This is a genomic window from Fusibacter sp. A1, assembly GCF_004125825.1.
Taxonomy (GTDB): Bacteria; Bacillota; Clostridia; order Peptostreptococcales; family Acidaminobacteraceae; genus QQWI01.
On the sequence record NZ_QQWI01000003.1, the window covers coordinates 366,132 to 382,663 of the forward strand.

Sequence of the window (16,532 nt, forward strand, 5' to 3'; positions counted from 1 at the left end):
TTTCTCTAATCATTACCCTTAAGTATGACACATTTGGTGTATAAATAAAACCACTCTCTTAACTTTTGAATCGATGGTCAAAAACGTTTAATCCCATGTATAAAAAGTTTCATTAAGTTAATAATCATATAAATAAAAGCAATAAGATGAATTACTTTTGTATTTTAAATTTTAGGTCGAAATTCCTTTTTAATCGCCTTTTCAAGTAGTTTGATTTCTGTTACTCTTGTGATAGTAAACCAAGACCAATTACTGGAGGGATTTCATGTTATCAAACAGAGTAAATAATATTACACCGTCAATGACATTAGGTATCAGTACGAAGGTAAAGGAACTAAGTCGTGCTGGAATAGAAGTATTGAATCTTAGCATCGGCGAACCGGACTTCTTCACTCCAGATGGAGCGAAAGACTCAGCAATCGAAGCCATACACTCCAACAAGACAAAATACGATGCCGCCACCGGCGTATTGGAACTGAGACAAGCCATTTGCAAAAAACTCGAGAAAGAGAATTCGATTAGCTATAGACCGGAGGAAATCGTGGTTTCCAGTGGTGCGAAACACTCCATCACGAATACTCTCATGGCTATTACAAACCCAGGTGATGAAGTCATCGTACCTATCCCTTACTGGGTAAGCTATCCGGAGATGGTCAAGCTGACAGAAGGCGTGCCTGTATTTGTAGAGACTGAATTCGAGAACAACTTCAAGCTGAAGCCGCAAGAGTTGAGAAATGCGATTACCGATAAGACCAAAGCCATCTTCATCACAAATCCTTCGAATCCGACTGGCGCCGTTTACACAAAAGATGAGCTTAAAGCGCTCGCTGACATTTGTGTGCAGCATGGCATCTATATCATTGCCGATGAAATCTATGAGCGCATGTGCTACTTGGATGAATTCACATCCATCGCCTCGCTTTCAGAAGAGATAAAAGAGATCACGATCACCATCAACGGTTTGAGCAAATCGGTTTCCATGACCGGTTGGAGAGTCGGTTACACAGCGTCCAGAGCGGATATTGCCAAGGGAATGGGTTCAATTCAAGGTCATCTTGTTTCTCACCCAAGTACCATTTCTCAATATGCCGCGATAGGTGGTCTGACAAATTGTGATGACGACATCGCCCACATGAAATCCGTCTACAAGCAAAGAAAAGATCAAGCCATCGAGTGGATAGAAGCCATTGAAGGATTATCCGTCGTTAAGCCAGACGGTGCCTTCTACATCTTTATCAACATCGGTCCACTCAGAGACAAGATCGATTCAAAGGACTTATCCTTGACGGTCTGCAACCGACTTCTTGACGAGTATAAGGTCGCCTTCGTTCCTGGTGTAGCTTTTGGTCATGATGATTTCATCAGAATGTCTTATGCTACTGATCTTGATACGATTAAGGAAGGCATCGAACGACTTAAAAACTTAGTAGACACTTTATAAAGCTATAAAATACAAGGGCAGCGGTCATTCGACCACTGCCTTTTTTAGCAAATTGTAAAGTTTTTTATCCAGTTTTTCAATATCTCTGACAATGTGTTTCATCGGTTTATGGAACTCCCTGGACATTCTTCTGACATCCAGCTTCTGATTGCCATCAAGATACTTCTGCCTGATGATGACAACCTCTATGGGTGTGAAGTCCTCACTTTCCAGCAGTTCTTCAATTTTACCGGTCAAGTGTTTTATGTTTTGCAGATTAATCATATATCCTTCTCCAACAGCTCTGTGGCTAATTCAACCATTTGCTCTCCTGCCGAATTCTCAATCGTCACACTGCCTTTACCTGCATCATCACATAAAAGATCCAAGTCTTGTAAGGTCCGCTTTAAATGAAAGGATGTGCCCAGGTTACCGTCATAGATATTGACGGTATGATTGAAATACGCGCTGATTGTTTGCTTTAAAAAAATGAAATGCGTGCAACCTAGAACAACGCCGCTAATTTGATTACGTTCCTCTTTTGAAATGACCTGATCCAAGATGCGATAAACCTCTTGATAGGTCACCTTCTGACTTTCCACCAGTTCGACAAACTCCGGAGTGGGACATTTGATAATGGTCACCTCATCCAAATATTGATCCATCAACTTTTCAAATTTAGACTCCCTAAGCGTCATCTCAGTGGCAAGGACTGCGATATGGCCACCGGGATGGGCGAGAGCGGCTGGTTTAAGAGCAGGTTCCATACCGATGATTGGCAATTCATACTGGTTACGAAGATGGGACGCGGCAGCGCTTGTCGCCGTATTGCAGGCTATCACCACAGCCTTGACCCCCAACGTTATAAAATACTCGACAATCCTCTGTGAATGTCCAATCACCTGTTCTACTGTCTGTGGTCCATACGGGGCGTGCTTGCTGTCGCCATAATAGATTATATTCTCATTGGGCAGTATTTTCCTAATCGTGTTTACGACGCTAACTCCGCCAAGTCCTGAATCGAACACACCGATTGGCGCACATTTATTACTCTTCACCCTTATCCCCTCCCTTATCTTTTACCTTTTAAGTATAAACCATACTGCAATTTTGACAAGACCAATAAAACTGGTTAAAATACATATTATCAACACAATTATGCACATAATCCATGATGTTTGTCTTGTTACCTTTTGTTATACACAACCACATGGAGATAGAATCGTGTATTTTCAACCATTACGTAAAAGTCAGCCTGAATAAGCAATCTTAGATAATTCAGAAAGCTTTACTTATCAACAAGTTATTAAGAGGTGGTGGATAAGTTGCCAACAGTTAACTGCAAAAGGTGTGCCTATTACTTTGTAACTTGGGAACCACAGCGTCCACATGGCTGTAGATATTTCGGTTTCAAGTCTATGCAAATACCAAGCATCGTCGTCAAACGGTCCTCAGGAAACGAATGCGGGGCCTATAAAGCCAAAATTATCACAAAATAAGGCATACAAACGGAGACTTCCCCAATTTAATCCACAGGTTATCCACGTTTTGTGTATAACTTATGGTAACAAGGAGATAATAAAAAAACGAGCGAAGATCCGCTCGTTTTCGTTTATCGCTGAACTTTAGTCCAAAATGATGTTAAAACTAATATCCATCACCGGATAAGAGTGAGTCAACGCACCTGACGAAATCACATCGATTCCAGTTTTTCCAAGTTCATTCAACCGATCGATTGTAACATTGCCAGAAACCTCGAGAATCGCTCTTTTCGCATTGATAGCGACCGCTTCCCTTATCATTTCAGTGCTCATGTTATCAAGCATGATGATATCCGCATTCGCTTCGATCGCTTCTTTCAATTGATCCAATGACTCAACTTCAACTTCTATCTTGATCGTGTGCCCCAGCATTTTTCTCGCTTTATCAACCGCCTGCCTTATTCCACCGCATACAAGGATATGATTATCCTTGATCATGACAGCGTCAGATAAGTTGTAACGGTGATTGCATGCGCCTCCTATGAATACGCTATACTTTTCAAAGGGTCTGAATAAAGGTGTGGTCTTTCTCGTATCGACAAGTTTGACCAGTGGATTATCAAGGGCCTCAACGAAAGACTTCGTCATCGTTGCTATTCCACACATGCGCTGCATGAAGTTGAGTGCGATTCTTTCCGCTTTGAGCAAGGCTCTGGCATCGCCATCCACTTTCATCAATTCTTGTCCGACAACTACCGCTTCGCCTTCACCCACATACCAGGTGATTTTCGCACTCGGATCCAAGAGTAAAAACGCCTGATCCACAACTTCTGTTCCACAGATGATGCCATCCGCTTTAGAGGTCATCAGGCCAGTCGCCTGTAGATGTTTCTCTATCAGCATATCAGAAGTCACATCGATATAATGGTTATCTTCGATAAAGGCGTTCTTCAGTGCAGCTTCAATAATAAACGTATTCAGCATCTCAATTCTCCTTTAGTAACTGGTGTGAACCCAAACTCTCTTTTCGGCTGAACGCCGCCTTGAATATTGCTTTTGCGCAAACCAGCATGTTCAGTACGCCTATCCCCTTCAACGTATCCGCATCATATTCCGAATACTTCTTTTCCAATTCCTCAATGGTAAACAAGGCATTTCTCAAGTCTGACGCTTTTCTATAAATAAACGCGTGATGTACCAGTAAATCCTGAATACTGCCTTTCAGGTACATGCACTCCTTTTCATCCAGTAGCTTATGGCTACGTTCCTCAGCTAGAACCGTCCCTTGTATCACTCTATTCGAAGCGGCGATCGCTTGTGCCGCACGATATCCGAACACCAGACCTTCGAGTAAGGAGTTGCTCGCCAGTCGATTAGCTCCATGTACTCCTGTACAGGCTGTTTCACCCACTGCATATAGTCCATCTAGCGATGTTATACCCTCAAGGTCCGTATGGATTCCACCCATGAAGTAGTGTTCAACCGGTCTAACCGGTACCAGGTCTTTTGTCAAATCGATACCCATCTTAAGACAAGTATCGTAAATCATCGGAAAACGTGTCTTGATATACATGGGGTCCAGGTGGGTGACATCCAAAAATACGTATTCGATGCTGGATCGTTCAATTTCATCCAGTATCGCCCTCGCCACGATATCCCTAGGCGCAAGGTCCTTTAGGGGATGTTTGTTCTCCATAAAGGCCACACCCGCCTCATTTCTCAGAATAGCACCTTCTCCCCTAACCGCTTCAGAGATTAGAAACCTTTTATCAGTCTGATCCTGATAAAAAGCCGTTGGGTGAAATTGAATCATTTCCATATCCCTTACCTCGGCTCCCGCCCGTATGGCAGCGGCGATACCGTCTCCCGTTACAGATGGCGAATTAGTGGTATGCGGATAGATATGTCCTATTCCTCCTGTTGCAAGCACAACAGAAGGAGCTTTCATCATAAGCTTGCTACCACCACTTAAGACCGTGATCCCACATATCCCCTCTTCACAATCCACTAAGTCCACCATGGTCGTTTCAGTCATCGTAGTGATATGCTCCAAACCGCTGACATGCTCCTTAAGCGCTCTGATGATCTCCTTGCCGGTTGCATCTTTGACATGCAGCACTCGTCTTTCGTTATGTCCGCCTTCTCTTGTCACCAGAAGTCTTCCCTCAGAATCACGATCAAAAGTCACACCGATTTCACACAGCTTATCGATATGCTTTTTCCCTTCACTGACCATCATGTCGACCGCCACAGGATTGTTAAAATGACACCCTGCTTCAAGGGTGTCATCTATATGACCTTTTCTTCCGTCCAAATCCAACGTTGCAGCAATACCACCCTGTGCAAGATTGGAATTGTTTTCTTCAAAAGTGGATTTACTGACTAGTGCCACTTTAAGGGAACTTGGTAGCGACAACGCGGTATATAGGCCGGCAATACCTGTACCGACGATAATGACATCGTATTCAATTGTATTCTCAAACAGGTTCAAAGGTATTAAATATCTTCCCATTATATTCCTCTAGTTTGTAGCAACCATTTTACTAAGTGCTTCCGTCGCAAGAAGTCTGGTCTCCTCATCTACCTCGATGATATGTTTGTCATTTTTGAGTGCCAAGTACACATCCTTTAAAGAAGTCTTTTTCATGTTCGCGCAGATCAAAGAAGGCGAGAGCATATAAAACTTTTTCGTAGGATTTTGTTTTTTTAGCGCATGTAATATTCCCATCTCCGTACCGATGATAAACGCCTCATCTTCGGAGCCTTTGACATAACTTATAATTTGAGCTGTAGAACCCGTATAATCGGCATGTTGCACGACCGCAGGATTACATTCCGGATGAACAAGTACCTTCACATCAGGCATCGCTTCTTTGACAGCGATGATCTCACTTTCATTTACCCGTTCATGAGTGATGCAAAAGCCATCCCAATTTATGATTTCCACTTCAGGTAAAAGCGAATCGATATAGGAACCCAGATTTCTATCCGGTGCGAAGATCACTTTTTTCGCGTTAAGTGATTTTACAACATTAAGCGCATTTGACGATGTGCAGGTGACATCACACTCCGCTTTAACTTCTGCCGAAGAATTGACATAACATACAACAGGAACTCCTGGATGCTTCGCCTTAAAGGCTCTTAGTTCTTCTCCAGTGATCATATCCGCCATAGGACATCCGGCATCCAGCACAGGTAACAGAACCTTTTTAGCAGGCGAAAGTATTTTTGCGCTTTCTGCCATAAAATGCACTCCACAAAAGACAATAACATCCGCAGTAGTGTCTGCAGCTTCTTGTGACAGTTTCAATGAATCACCGACGATATCGGCGATGTCTTGTACTTCCGGCACTTGATAATTATGCGCAAGTATAACGGCGTTGCGCTCTTCCTTTAGACGCATGATTTCGTTGATCATTTGTTGTTGATCCATGATGAACTCCTTTTAATAGGCCACTTGAGCCTAATTGTGATTATAAGACAACTACTTTGTCTTTCTCCCGAATACAGTCTAAACTATTGTACCCTTATTTTGAATGAGTTTCAACCGAACAATTTGTAAAGAAGCTTGCCTAAATCCCGCATAATGTTCGTGATTTTGTTAAAGAGTTAACAACAAAAAAGGTTGTAGATTTTCATCTACAACCTTGACTTAAACAAGTTGTGCGTTTGCTTTTGATTTATCGACATGGTGGTTTATACCAGCCTTAGCAGCTTCAATATCCTTTGCCATGATGGCATCTAAAATGATTCTATGCTCTTCAAGTGCCTCTTCAAGTCTACCTTTTGATTTCAGTGATTTATTTCTAGTGGACTTAATGAATATTTGAAAATCTTTTAACACATGTTCCAGATATCTGCTCTTTGTCGAGTGGTAGATTACCTCATGGAATTTCGTATTCAACTCAGATATCTTGTCGACGTCTTTCTTAAACGTGTAAAATTCCATCAGTTCAAACAGCTCTTTGAGTTCATCGATCTCACTCTGGCTGATCCGTTCAATACACCAGGTCGCAGCAATTCCTTCAATCGCCTGACGAATAGTATAGATATCGGTGATATCCTGCTTAGAGATTCCTTTGACTACGACACCTCTATTTGGAATGTTTTCAACTAGACCGTCAAGTTCCAACTGCTTTAAAGCTTCCCTAACCGGTGTTCTGCTTACTCCGAGTTCTTCGGCAAGTTTCGCCTCTACGATTTTGTCACCTGTGATATACTGATCATTTAAAATGTCTTCTCTAATACGATCAAATATAATCGAAGTTAATGATTTATTCTCTTTTTTCTGGTCAAATAAGTCCACGGGTGAGACCTCCAAGTCTGCACTATCATATTCATCGAATGTAAAGTGCTCAAGGCACTGAATTTGCAACTTAATTCTATAGTTTTTTAACCCATAAGTCAAATGATTACGCATCAAAAAATGCATAAATATATGAATTTTTAGTAAAAATGAAAGTATACTTGCACCCGACAATTTGTGAATCTCCACATCAGAAATTCTTCACCTCTACGAAGGGGGTGCTGTTAGTCATTGTACAGAAAAAAATACAAAATGTTCATTTTTATTTTTTGCAAGTATTAAATGAAACCTTGCACTTTATTTAGTTTCCGAACTATCATACTCTCTATTTTGATCCTCTGCGCCATTTAATGTAGACCCTCAAAGTGCAATTCTGCAATTTCACCATCATTCGCTTCAATTGGCTATGATACAGATCCTTAATTCAAAAAAAAACACATCGCAGATTGCAATGTGTTATTCCCTATCCAGATCAAGCGAGTTGACTTCTTCTTCATCAACAAGACTTACACGTTCATTAAACCAGATCTCAACCTTGGTTCCAACATTCAGCTCGCTGAATACCTTCACCTCTGCGCCGTGCTGATCGATAATCCATTTAGCAATAGATAAGCCAAGTCCGCTTCCGCCACTGGATTTTGTCCTGGACTTGTCCGCACGGTAGAACCTGTCAAAGATCTTTGCGATATCCTCTTTGGGAATACCGATACCGGCATCCTTTACAGCCAACATCGTCCGATCGCCAACCACGCGCATCATCAATGTGATCTGTTTGGATTCCTCTGTGAACTTGATGGCGTTTTCGATAAATATGCGTATCATCTGCTTGATAAGCTTGTTATTGCCATAAATCATCGACTCACCTTCGACATCACAAACAATATCGTGTTTCGAATCGATCATTCGTGTTTCTCTACATATCTCTTCCATCAGCTCGTTCAAGTCGACACGCTCAATTTCCATTTCGATCTTGTTGCGGTCGCTTCTAGCAAGGAAAAGCAGTTTTTCTATCAGTTCTTTCATCTGAATCGTCTCACCTTTGATGGCTTGGATCGATTCATCCAGAATCGCCTCATCCCGTTTTCCCCACCTATCGAGCATACCGACATAACCGTTGATAACGCTGATTGGTGTTCTCAGTTCATGTGAGGCATCAGATACGAATTGGTTTTGCTTGCCGTAGGCATCCTCAATATGGTCGAGCATGCTGTTAAACTGCATGGCCAAATCCTTAAGCTCGTCTTTAGCATCTGTGACATCCAACCTTCTGTCCAGATTTTTTATCGAAATCGCTTTAACCTGCCCCGTCATCGTCGTGATCGGATCCAGTAGGTTCTTACTGATCCTAGATCCGATAGCGGCGATGGCCAAAATGAAGATGATGGTCAAAATGACTCCGATGACTATAAGGGAGTATACATTTTCATATAGGCTACCCACGTCCTTGATCAGTTGAATATAATAATAGGTATCTCCAACCTTTGTTTTTGCGGACGCCACCAGGTACCGCTCCTCGTTGATCTTAAGAAGCACGGGAATATTGCTGGTCAAATTGTATTTCACGGGCTTTAACAAGCTATCTGTCGAGTAGACGTTTTCGGTGTTCTCATCAAGAACATTGATGATCACATTGTCTTCACTGGCGACAACACTTAAATGATCGGCATCGATCAGTTCATCTTCATGAACAATGTTGAGTACCCTTATACGCGTTTGAACCAAAGCGCTGGTCTCCGTATCCACCATAAAATACTTAAAGAAACTGATCAGACTCGCATTAAAAACGATTAGCACAACTAATACGAGCATCGTGTAGATCAGACTGATTTTAAAGGTCAACGAGAATCTAAAAAGATTGCCGAGTTTATTCAAAAGAAGCATCAGTAACCGGACTGGTAATAGAGCGATATATTTTATCAATAGACCTACAGCGATGGCAATCCTCTTAAAAACAGTAGAAATCAACACCAAAAAACGCGATTTTTTACGTTCGGTTTTTTTAGAAGTTTTCATCTTTAATTGTATAACCTACCCCTCTCACGGTGTGAATGAGTTTAAAGTCGAATACATCATCGATTTTGGAACGTAGGTAACGAATATAAACATCTACGACATTCGTATCTCCTATGAAATCGTAACCCCATACCTCTTCCAAAATCTTTTCGCGCGAGATGACGATGTTCTTATTGGCCATCAAAAATCGCAGCAGGTCGAACTCTTTTTTCGTGAGTTCGATGATTTGCCCTTGATAGGTTACGATGTGCTTATCGATATCGAGCAGTACATTTTTTACGAGAAGTTGATTTTTGGGAGTTTGCTCACCTCTACCTTTTTTAAGATGCGCACGCATCCTTGCAAGCAGTTCTTCAATCGCAAAAGGTTTTGTGACATAATCGTCCGCACCGGTATCAAGTCCAGTCACCTTATCCATTGTATCGTCTTTCGCAGTAAGCATGATGATAGGTACATCACTGAACTGTCTAACCCTTCTGCAAACTTCCATACCATTCATTCTTGGCATCATCACATCAAGAAGGATCAGATCGGCACTATGTTCTTTGTAGTAATCCAGACCTTCTTTTCCATCGTAGCAGATTGCGACCTCATAGCCTTCGTATTCTAGTTCCAACTGTAAAAAGCGTGTTATCTTTTCTTCGTCTTCAATAATGAGAATTCGATGTTTCGTCTCCATCATTCCACCCCTTGACCGCTTAAATTATTTTCGTTTATTATAACACGACAAAGGACCAATGTCGGAATCAAATAAGCATTCCAACAATTGGCCAAGACGATTCATCAGTAATCTTTAAATTTCCAATTATCGTTACTTGTTGTCGTGATTTTGAACTTCTTCCACTACCACATTTTCTTTTCTAGAAGGCACCTTCACTTCGAACTGATACCCGGTAGCCCAGCCGACGACTAGACCGATCATTAGAATCGGCATCATAAAGAGCGATAGGGCTAAAATGACTGTGAGTGGCAATCCAATAATAAGTTTACCCTCTTTCGTCATACAGAAATTGATCGCATGCAGTTGTTTAAACACGTCGACTGCTCCTTGCGAAAATTTCTCAAATCCAGCCTTAGCTGTGGATTTTGCACCTTGCTTTGAGTGCCCGCTTCCTTCAAGAAGGATCATTGCCTCAAGTTCGTTTCCATCCGTTCTCTCAAGTGCTTCTTTCGCTTCTTTGTAAGTAACCGCCATTCTATTTTTAATTCTTTCCACTTGCTCAATTGTGATATGCATAGATAACCATCCTTTCAAGTTCTACTTGTCATTTGATAGTTACATCATATCCAATTGTCATTAAACGCTTGTGTAAATCAGTTTAAAATAAAATTAGATACTCCTTAGAATTTGAACGTGAGAGCCCGATCTATCTTTCCACTTCCACCTACCCAATAGGAATCCTTATCGCTATCATATTTTGTAATGATATCGGAAGGGGCGTTCATCCACATCCCCTGATGAAACCGAAACACATCCTCCACCCGTCCGTTTTCACGAAGCAGTGCGGATAAGGCGCAGTTTGATGTACCTGTCGCCGACTCCTCATCTATCCCGAGTATCGGCGCGAAATTTCTGACATAGGCTGTATAATCTCCTTCTGTGAGTGCGTAAACATGGTAGCCGCCCACCTCGTAACTTTCGCTGATCTTTCTGATCTTATCAAAATCCGGTATGATTTTCTTTAGCGTATCCTTAGAATCGACACCGACCATCAAGTCCATGATGCCGGTACTCACCGCCCTTATTTTAGGATTTTCCAGTAGCTCACTTTCACATATTCCAAGCGACAGGGCGATCTCATCTGAAGGTACACCTCTGCCGAAGATGGCTTTAGGCTGTTCCATATGGATTATATCACCTTCAATTGCCACTGTAAGATCATAGGATCTTGTCGACAGACGGTAATTTCCATCACACAGTCCCACGCTTTCCTTCAAGAAGAAAAATGAAGCGATGGTCGCATGTCCGCATAATTCCACCTGCTCTGTCGGTGTGAAATAATCGATATGAAATCTGCTTTCACTCAGCCTTCTTACAAACGCGGTTTCAGAATAAGCGACCTCAGCTGCAATCCTAAGCATCTCGCTTGCGTCGATCCCATCATCCACTAAACACACCCCAGCCGCATTGCCACCCAAGTTGCCATGCGTAAATGCAAACACAGTATAGACTTTCATCACAGCTCCTATTCATTCAGTAAGACATCCATAATAATCAGCAGACATAGAATAAACTCATCATCCGCATCCTCAGCAATTTCTACGCCATATGTGTCTTCATCCTCAGTCATTAGGTCATCGACAATCGCAATTACCCGATCCTCCATATCTTTCAACCTAAAGTCCAGGTTGATTATATCCCCCTCGGAGATAATGGCTCCATACTCAGAAATGATATGGACTCTCGCATCAAAAAAAGAAAACTCTTTTGTCAACTCTCCAAAGACTTCTCCATCTATGATCACCTGAAATTTCGGTTCAAAACTTGGTATGACTCTCTTGATTTCAGCTATTTTCTCATCCTCATCGGAATAAAGGGTCATCAACCGCTGGCCGAGGAAGAGTTTACTATCCATATAGTAAATTGTTTCTCCGTCTTCATCAAATATGTCGATTGTATTCTGCAGTCCCGGTATATGTTTTTCAATCTCATAGATCATCTGCCATCTCCATTTTGTTTGTATACGTTTATTTTACCACAATTTTGAATATAACAAGTGTATGACAATTCAAAAGGTTTTTTATATTTTGTTGACAAGCCAAATACATTTGAGTATCATAAAAACCATTATTAAAAAGGAGATCGTACCCATGAAAAAGAATATCAGGCTTTACTACCTATACTACGCGCTCAGCGACCTTCTCTTCATAGGACCTGTGATCGTCATCTACCTGCTCAGTAAAGGCTTTTCTTTTACAGAAATCCTAGCGCTACAATCCATTTTCAGCATCGCTATCTTTATCACCGAAGTTCCGACAGGGGCCACCGCCGATAAGTTCGGCAGAAAAAACAGTCTGATTCTTGGAACCGTTTTTCGATTTTTGGCCATGCTGCTCCTTATTTTCGGTAAAAGCTTCCTTCCACTCGCATTATCAGAGATTCTGTTCGCCCTAGGACTCTCCCTTAAGAGCGGAACCGATTCGGCGCTTTTATACGACACGATGCTCAGCCTCGAAAGGGAATCGGATTACCAGCGCATCGCAGGAAAGGGACACTCCAACCTTTATATCACACAGGCGGTAGCATCCCTTTTGGCCGGTGTGATGTACAGCTATGATCCACATCTTCCATTTATCGCAGCTACCGTATTCGTCGCCTTAAACGGTCTTGTGTGTCTCTTTTTCAGCGAACCGCCGATTCATGGAAAAACTTCTAAACACGGTCTTGGCTACTATGATCAGATGAAATCAAGCTTCAGTCATGTCGCAAGTCAAAAAAAGATAATTGCGGTCATACTATTTGCCTGTGTCTATATCACTTTTTCAAAGACAGCATTTTGGTTTTATACCCCATATTTCGTGGCAGTGGACATCAATGTCGTCTACTATGGCTTAATGTTCTTCCTATTCAACATCATCGCCGCGATCAGCTCAAGATACAATCACCTGTTTATAAAAGCGACAAGAGGCCGCACAATGGTTGTGATGAATCTTATGATGGTGGTATCCTTCGCCATCCTCGGCACAGTCACACATGCGATAGGAGTGATGGGTATCTTCTTGCAGCAAGCCAATAGGGGGCTCTTTAAACCCGTCGTAGACAAGTACGTCAACAAACATACTGCGAGTGACAAAAGAGCTACCGTGCTCTCTATCGTCAGTCTCATGTCAAACCTCTGTGCTGCGGTCTTCATGCCTTTGTTCGGCCTTGTTAAGGATTCTCTTGATGTTTACAAAACACACCTGACACTTGCCGCTACCTTACTGATCGCCACACTGTTCATGAGCTATACCATAAAAAGACTACAAAAAAAAGCAATAGGGTCAGCGAAGTGATCGCTTGTCTATTACTTTCTCTTGCTATCATAGAAATGCTATAAAAGTTCTCTAAAGCCTACAATGCCATGCAGGCTCAAATTTGATATAATTGACTCATCAACCAAGAGGTGTTCAAATGAAAATACTCCTGATAAGCGATGAAGAGTCGCCAATTCTAACAACCCAATATTTTAAAAGCAATCTGCAGGATATTTCATTTGTCATCTCATGCGGAGATCTCAAAAGCAGTTATCTTGAGTATATTGCCAGTATCAGCAATCTGCCAATCTATTATGTTCACGGCAACCACGATGAACACTATATCAAGACGCCGCCAGGCGGTTGTATCTCTATCGACGACCAGCTGATCACAACTTTGGGACTCAACATTGCGGGCATCGGGGGATGCAGAAGATATCGAAAGGGTGAGTTTCAGTACACTGACTTTCAGATGTGGCTGAGATACTTCAGAATGCTCCCCAGAATACTTATTAAAGGGGTCGATATCCTAGTTACCCATGCTCCCGCATATGAGTTAGGCGACCAGCCAGACCAATATGTCCACAGAGGATTTAAGGTCTTCAATCGAATTCTAAAAAAGCATGCTCCAAAATATCACTTCCATGGACATAATCATCTTAACTATGGAAGACAGCCAAGACAACTTCAATTTGAAAACACAACCATAATCAATGGATTTAAACACACCATCGTCGAAATCAAGTAGAATGTGTGATCACACCGTCGACAAACCAGTCCATATTCAAGATTTCATCTACAGAGAGTGTATCATCACTCTCTACTTTTATTACTCCCTTACTATCATAAATCGGTCCTGTAAACGGATGGAACATGTCCTGAATCATCATTTTTTTCATCAGCTCCACCAGTTTTACCGTATCCGCAGGAACCTTTGACTTATTCAGATAGATGTCTAAGGCACCAGATGCGAGTCCCCACCAGTAATTGATCAACTTTGGATTATCATTGTACAGATTAGTCACCGCACGGTAGGTTCCACTGAGAATACTGTTGATGATTTTTTCATAGAAAACTCCCCAATGCCAGATAGGGGATGCCAGATAAGTCTTCGGTAGCCTTGTCACAGGATCCACTTCACAAAGCATCGCATACACACCATACTTCCAAGTCTCTTCTCTAGGAACAGCCAAGGTCTTATTGTTGATGATATCTGCACCAAGAGCAGCCAGCTGTTCGTTTACTTTAGTCTTCTCCGGATGGTTCCAATCGTTAGTCCATGCGACCTGTACGATAGCCCTCGGATTAACCATCTTAGCTCCTAAGGTAAAGGCGTTTATTCCCGCAATCACTTCTGATGTGGGACTGGTCGCCGCATAACCAATGATATCCGTTTTCGTCATACTGCCTGCTATCATTCCGGTCAAAAATCTTGGCTCATATGTTCTTCCGAAATAGTTGCTCATGTGCACAAAGGGTCTACTTTCAGAGCAGTTGAAGAACTTGACCGTCGGATTCTCCATCGCACATCTCATCGTCGCCTTCATGAATATTTCAGAAGTGGTGAAGATGACATCATAGTTTTCCTCAGCCAAGCCTTTGATCACATCGTAAGCGCTGTCATCCTCCGGTACATTTTCAACAAAAGCAGTCGTCACTTGAGAACCAAAAATCGATTCAACGTGCTGTCTTCCTAGTTCGTGGGAATACGTCCATCCAGACTTCTCAATCGTTCTCGCATAAATGAAGGCCACTCTCAATTTCTTAAAGGGCTTTAAGAGCATGTTGATTGGAGAAATGATAGATGGGGGCTCCTGTATATCATCATCCACAGAAATATCTATCGCATCGGGATCTCCATAAGCACTAAGCTCCTTTATCAATCTCGGCATTGTTTCAGAAAGTTCCTCGTAAGTGCTCTCCTTAACTCCGTAGAACTGGGCATAAAGAATAAAGGCATCTGCAGTCGTATTTTCCAACTTGCCGCCACCATCAGCCAAATACTTCGATCTGAACGGCTCATAGATACGTCGATAAAAGTAAACGAACTTTTCTTGGTCCGCAGGCGCTTCAAACTTTTCTAAATACCTAAGCAGCCTACCGAATCTGGATTTCTTGGAAAACCAAAGCTGATGTAGTCCTGTCACCTGATAGAATGACATATAGGCATAATAGATCTGATGAAGTTCGCTCTCCTCATCGTATTTTGGAACAATTCTTGTCACATCCGCATCTATCGAAACCGCATCATAGTATTTCAAGACGCTAACGCGCTTGTTTCCTTCCATCACATAATAGAAACCCATATATTCATAGACCTTGATAGGATCCCTTATACCTTCTGTCAGATGCGCCTCGCATAATGCGATCCACTTTGTCGCAAATTCACTGGTTCTGGATTCAAGTGGCATAAAGTTTTTAGCAAATGTCATACGGCGACCCTTTGTATAGGTCCCCTTTACTTTTTTTAGCAAAATATTCATCGTACCCAAATGAACAGTGGATATGATATCAATCTCCTTCAGTAAACCGTCAAGAGCAGTCAAATGCCCCGATTCACCTTGAGCCTTAGATCTCTGATATGATTTCTTAGCCAAACTGACCGCTTTGGAATATTCCTCAATAGCATGCACATCAATCATAAAAATACCTCCACAATAATTATATACCTAATCCCCTAAAACGTACCTCACAATTGTCACAAAATCTTGTGGATGACTATGAAAAAGAATCGAGTTATACACAGTTTTATGTATAACCTGTGGGTACCACGAACAAAATGAACTAACTTCGTTCATTTTGTTCGTGGGGGCTGAAAGTGAAATCTTTTTATTCACGGGCAGAGTTCACGGAGCCCGACCCCAGATAAGGTCTCTCCAACCCCTTTTACCAAAAACGAAAAAACACACCAGTTAAACTGATGTGTCTTTTTCAAATAGGCAACGTTCTATCCTTGCGAGTGTTTTTTACTCGCAACCGGTGGAAGTGAACGTACTTTGTTCACGGACCGGCCACTGGGAACAAAAGATCGTTGCTGTCCAATAAATCATTCTGTACATACGAAAAAACACACCAGTTATAAACTGATGTGTCTTTTTAAATAGGCAACGTTCTATCTTCCCAGCCAGCTGCCCGGCAAGTATTTTCGACGCTAAGAGACTTAACTTCCGTGTTCGAGATGGGAACGGGTGTATCCCTCTTGCCATCGTCACCTAATCTTTGATTTTGGCTTTGCAAAATCAAAACTTCATATAATCACATTTTGGGTCAAGACCTCGACCTATTAGTATCTGTCAGCTGAATGCATTGCTGCACTTACACCTCAGACCTATCAACCTTGTGGTCTACAAGGGGT

Annotated in this window: 15 protein-coding genes and 2 rRNA genes; 3 read left to right on the forward strand and 14 right to left on the reverse strand. The window is 42.0% G+C overall.

Going from position 1 to position 16,532, the window contains the following annotated elements; genetic code table 11:
- Positions 1–265: 265 nt before the first annotated feature.
- A complete protein-coding gene (locus DWB64_RS05715; protein ID WP_129487240.1) occupies positions 266–1,441 on the forward strand; it encodes a pyridoxal phosphate-dependent aminotransferase in 1,176 nt (391 codons plus the stop codon).
- Positions 1,442–1,465: 24 nt separating this feature from the next.
- Here the strand turns inward: DWB64_RS05715 and DWB64_RS05720 are convergent, their stop codons facing one another.
- The 11 genes from DWB64_RS05720 to DWB64_RS05775 form a co-directional block, all read right to left on the reverse strand.
- Complete coding sequence (locus tag DWB64_RS05720; protein WP_129487241.1) at positions 1,466–1,705, reverse strand: hypothetical protein; 240 nt, start codon at positions 1,703–1,705, stop codon at positions 1,466–1,468.
- Complete coding sequence (gene murI, locus DWB64_RS05725; RefSeq protein WP_129487242.1) at positions 1,702–2,478, reverse strand: glutamate racemase; 777 nt, start codon at positions 2,476–2,478, stop codon at positions 1,702–1,704. Before murI ends, DWB64_RS05720 begins: the two co-directional genes overlap by 4 nt.
- A 567-nt stretch (positions 2,479–3,045) precedes the next feature.
- On the reverse strand, positions 3,046–3,885 hold the full coding sequence (nadC, locus tag DWB64_RS05735) for a carboxylating nicotinate-nucleotide diphosphorylase (protein ID WP_243118951.1): 840 nt from the start codon (positions 3,883–3,885) through the stop codon (positions 3,046–3,048).
- A 1-nt stretch (position 3,886) separates the two neighbouring features.
- Positions 3,887–5,413 carry an L-aspartate oxidase gene (gene nadB, locus DWB64_RS05740; RefSeq protein WP_129487244.1) on the reverse strand — a complete coding sequence of 509 codons (1,527 nt, stop codon included), beginning with the start codon at positions 5,411–5,413 and terminating at the stop codon, positions 3,887–3,889.
- A gap of 9 nt (positions 5,414–5,422) precedes the next feature.
- Entirely contained in the window at positions 5,423–6,334 is a 912-nt protein-coding gene (gene nadA, locus DWB64_RS05745; protein WP_129487245.1) for a quinolinate synthase NadA, read from the reverse strand.
- A 219-nt stretch (positions 6,335–6,553) separates the two neighbouring features.
- Positions 6,554–7,207 (reverse strand): GntR family transcriptional regulator, encoded by a 654-nt coding sequence (locus tag DWB64_RS05750; protein WP_206736648.1) that lies wholly within the window; start codon positions 7,205–7,207, stop codon positions 6,554–6,556.
- Between the two features lie 456 nt (positions 7,208–7,663).
- Positions 7,664–9,220 (reverse strand): cell wall metabolism sensor histidine kinase WalK, encoded by a 1,557-nt coding sequence (locus DWB64_RS05755; RefSeq protein ID WP_129487247.1) that lies wholly within the window; start codon positions 9,218–9,220, stop codon positions 7,664–7,666.
- The gene (locus DWB64_RS05760; protein WP_129487266.1) at positions 9,207–9,899 is read right to left on the reverse strand and encodes a response regulator transcription factor; all 693 of its coding nucleotides are present in this window, start codon (positions 9,897–9,899) and stop codon (positions 9,207–9,209) included. The genes DWB64_RS05755 and DWB64_RS05760 overlap by 14 nt, the downstream gene beginning before the upstream one ends.
- A gap of 132 nt (positions 9,900–10,031) precedes the next feature.
- The gene (locus DWB64_RS05765) at positions 10,032–10,457 is read right to left on the reverse strand and encodes a hypothetical protein (protein ID WP_129487248.1); all 426 of its coding nucleotides are present in this window, start codon (positions 10,455–10,457) and stop codon (positions 10,032–10,034) included.
- A gap of 104 nt (positions 10,458–10,561) precedes the next feature.
- Positions 10,562–11,398: a PhzF family phenazine biosynthesis protein gene (locus DWB64_RS05770; protein ID WP_129487249.1), complete on the reverse strand. Its 837-nt coding sequence runs from the start codon at positions 11,396–11,398 to the stop codon at positions 10,562–10,564.
- Positions 11,399–11,406: 8 nt separating this feature from the next.
- Complete coding sequence (locus DWB64_RS05775; RefSeq protein WP_129487250.1) at positions 11,407–11,880, reverse strand: LURP-one-related/scramblase family protein; 474 nt, start codon at positions 11,878–11,880, stop codon at positions 11,407–11,409.
- 151 nt (positions 11,881–12,031) lie between these two features.
- On the opposite strand from DWB64_RS05775, the gene DWB64_RS05780 reads away from it, so the two are divergent.
- Together DWB64_RS05780 and DWB64_RS05785 are read left to right on the forward strand one after the other, a co-directional pair.
- Positions 12,032–13,216 carry an MFS transporter gene (locus DWB64_RS05780; protein WP_164980256.1) on the forward strand — a complete coding sequence of 395 codons (1,185 nt, stop codon included), beginning with the start codon at positions 12,032–12,034 and terminating at the stop codon, positions 13,214–13,216.
- Positions 13,217–13,334: 118 nt separating this feature from the next.
- Positions 13,335–13,925, forward strand: coding sequence for a metallophosphoesterase family protein (locus DWB64_RS05785; protein WP_129487252.1), 591 nt, complete (start codon positions 13,335–13,337; stop codon positions 13,923–13,925).
- Here the strand turns inward: DWB64_RS05785 and DWB64_RS05790 are convergent.
- The 3 genes from DWB64_RS05790 to DWB64_RS05800 form a co-directional block, all read right to left on the reverse strand.
- Positions 13,918–15,819, reverse strand: a complete 1,902-nt coding sequence (locus tag DWB64_RS05790) for a BMP family ABC transporter substrate-binding protein (protein ID WP_129487253.1) — start codon at positions 15,817–15,819, stop codon at positions 13,918–13,920. The genes DWB64_RS05785 and DWB64_RS05790 overlap by 8 nt on opposite strands.
- Positions 15,820–16,276: 457 nt before the next feature.
- A 5S ribosomal RNA gene (gene rrf, locus DWB64_RS05795) occupies positions 16,277–16,393 on the reverse strand.
- A 47-nt stretch (positions 16,394–16,440) separates the two neighbouring features.
- A 23S ribosomal RNA gene (locus DWB64_RS05800) occupies positions 16,441–16,532 on the reverse strand; the annotation flags it as partial.

What these genes read in the sequence shown, in the direction of transcription:
- DWB64_RS05760 (WP_129487266.1), bottom strand. Translation starts at nt 9,899, where the DNA reads ATGGAGACGAAACATCGAATTCTCATTATTGAAGACGAAGAAAAGATA.
- nadC (WP_243118951.1), bottom strand. Translation starts at nt 3,885, where the DNA reads ATGCTGAATACGTTTATTATTGAAGCTGCACTGAAGAACGCCTTTATC.
- nadA (WP_129487245.1), bottom strand. Translation starts at nt 6,334, where the DNA reads ATGGATCAACAACAAATGATCAACGAAATCATGCGTCTAAAGGAAGAG.
- DWB64_RS05715 (WP_129487240.1), top strand. Translation starts at nt 266, where the DNA reads ATGTTATCAAACAGAGTAAATAATATTACACCGTCAATGACATTAGGT.
- DWB64_RS05755 (WP_129487247.1), bottom strand. Translation starts at nt 9,220, where the DNA reads ATGAAAACTTCTAAAAAAACCGAACGTAAAAAATCGCGTTTTTTGGTG.
- DWB64_RS05775 (WP_129487250.1), bottom strand. Translation starts at nt 11,880, where the DNA reads ATGATCTATGAGATTGAAAAACATATACCGGGACTGCAGAATACAATC.
- nadB (WP_129487244.1), bottom strand. Translation starts at nt 5,413, where the DNA reads ATGGGAAGATATTTAATACCTTTGAACCTGTTTGAGAATACAATTGAA.
- DWB64_RS05770 (WP_129487249.1), bottom strand. Translation starts at nt 11,398, where the DNA reads ATGAAAGTCTATACTGTGTTTGCATTTACGCATGGCAACTTGGGTGGC.
- DWB64_RS05720 (WP_129487241.1), bottom strand. Translation starts at nt 1,705, where the DNA reads ATGATTAATCTGCAAAACATAAAACACTTGACCGGTAAAATTGAAGAA.
- DWB64_RS05765 (WP_129487248.1), bottom strand. Translation starts at nt 10,457, where the DNA reads ATGCATATCACAATTGAGCAAGTGGAAAGAATTAAAAATAGAATGGCG.
- DWB64_RS05785 (WP_129487252.1), top strand. Translation starts at nt 13,335, where the DNA reads ATGAAAATACTCCTGATAAGCGATGAAGAGTCGCCAATTCTAACAACC.
- DWB64_RS05780 (WP_164980256.1), top strand. Translation starts at nt 12,032, where the DNA reads ATGAAAAAGAATATCAGGCTTTACTACCTATACTACGCGCTCAGCGAC.
- DWB64_RS05790 (WP_129487253.1), bottom strand. Translation starts at nt 15,819, where the DNA reads ATGATTGATGTGCATGCTATTGAGGAATATTCCAAAGCGGTCAGTTTG.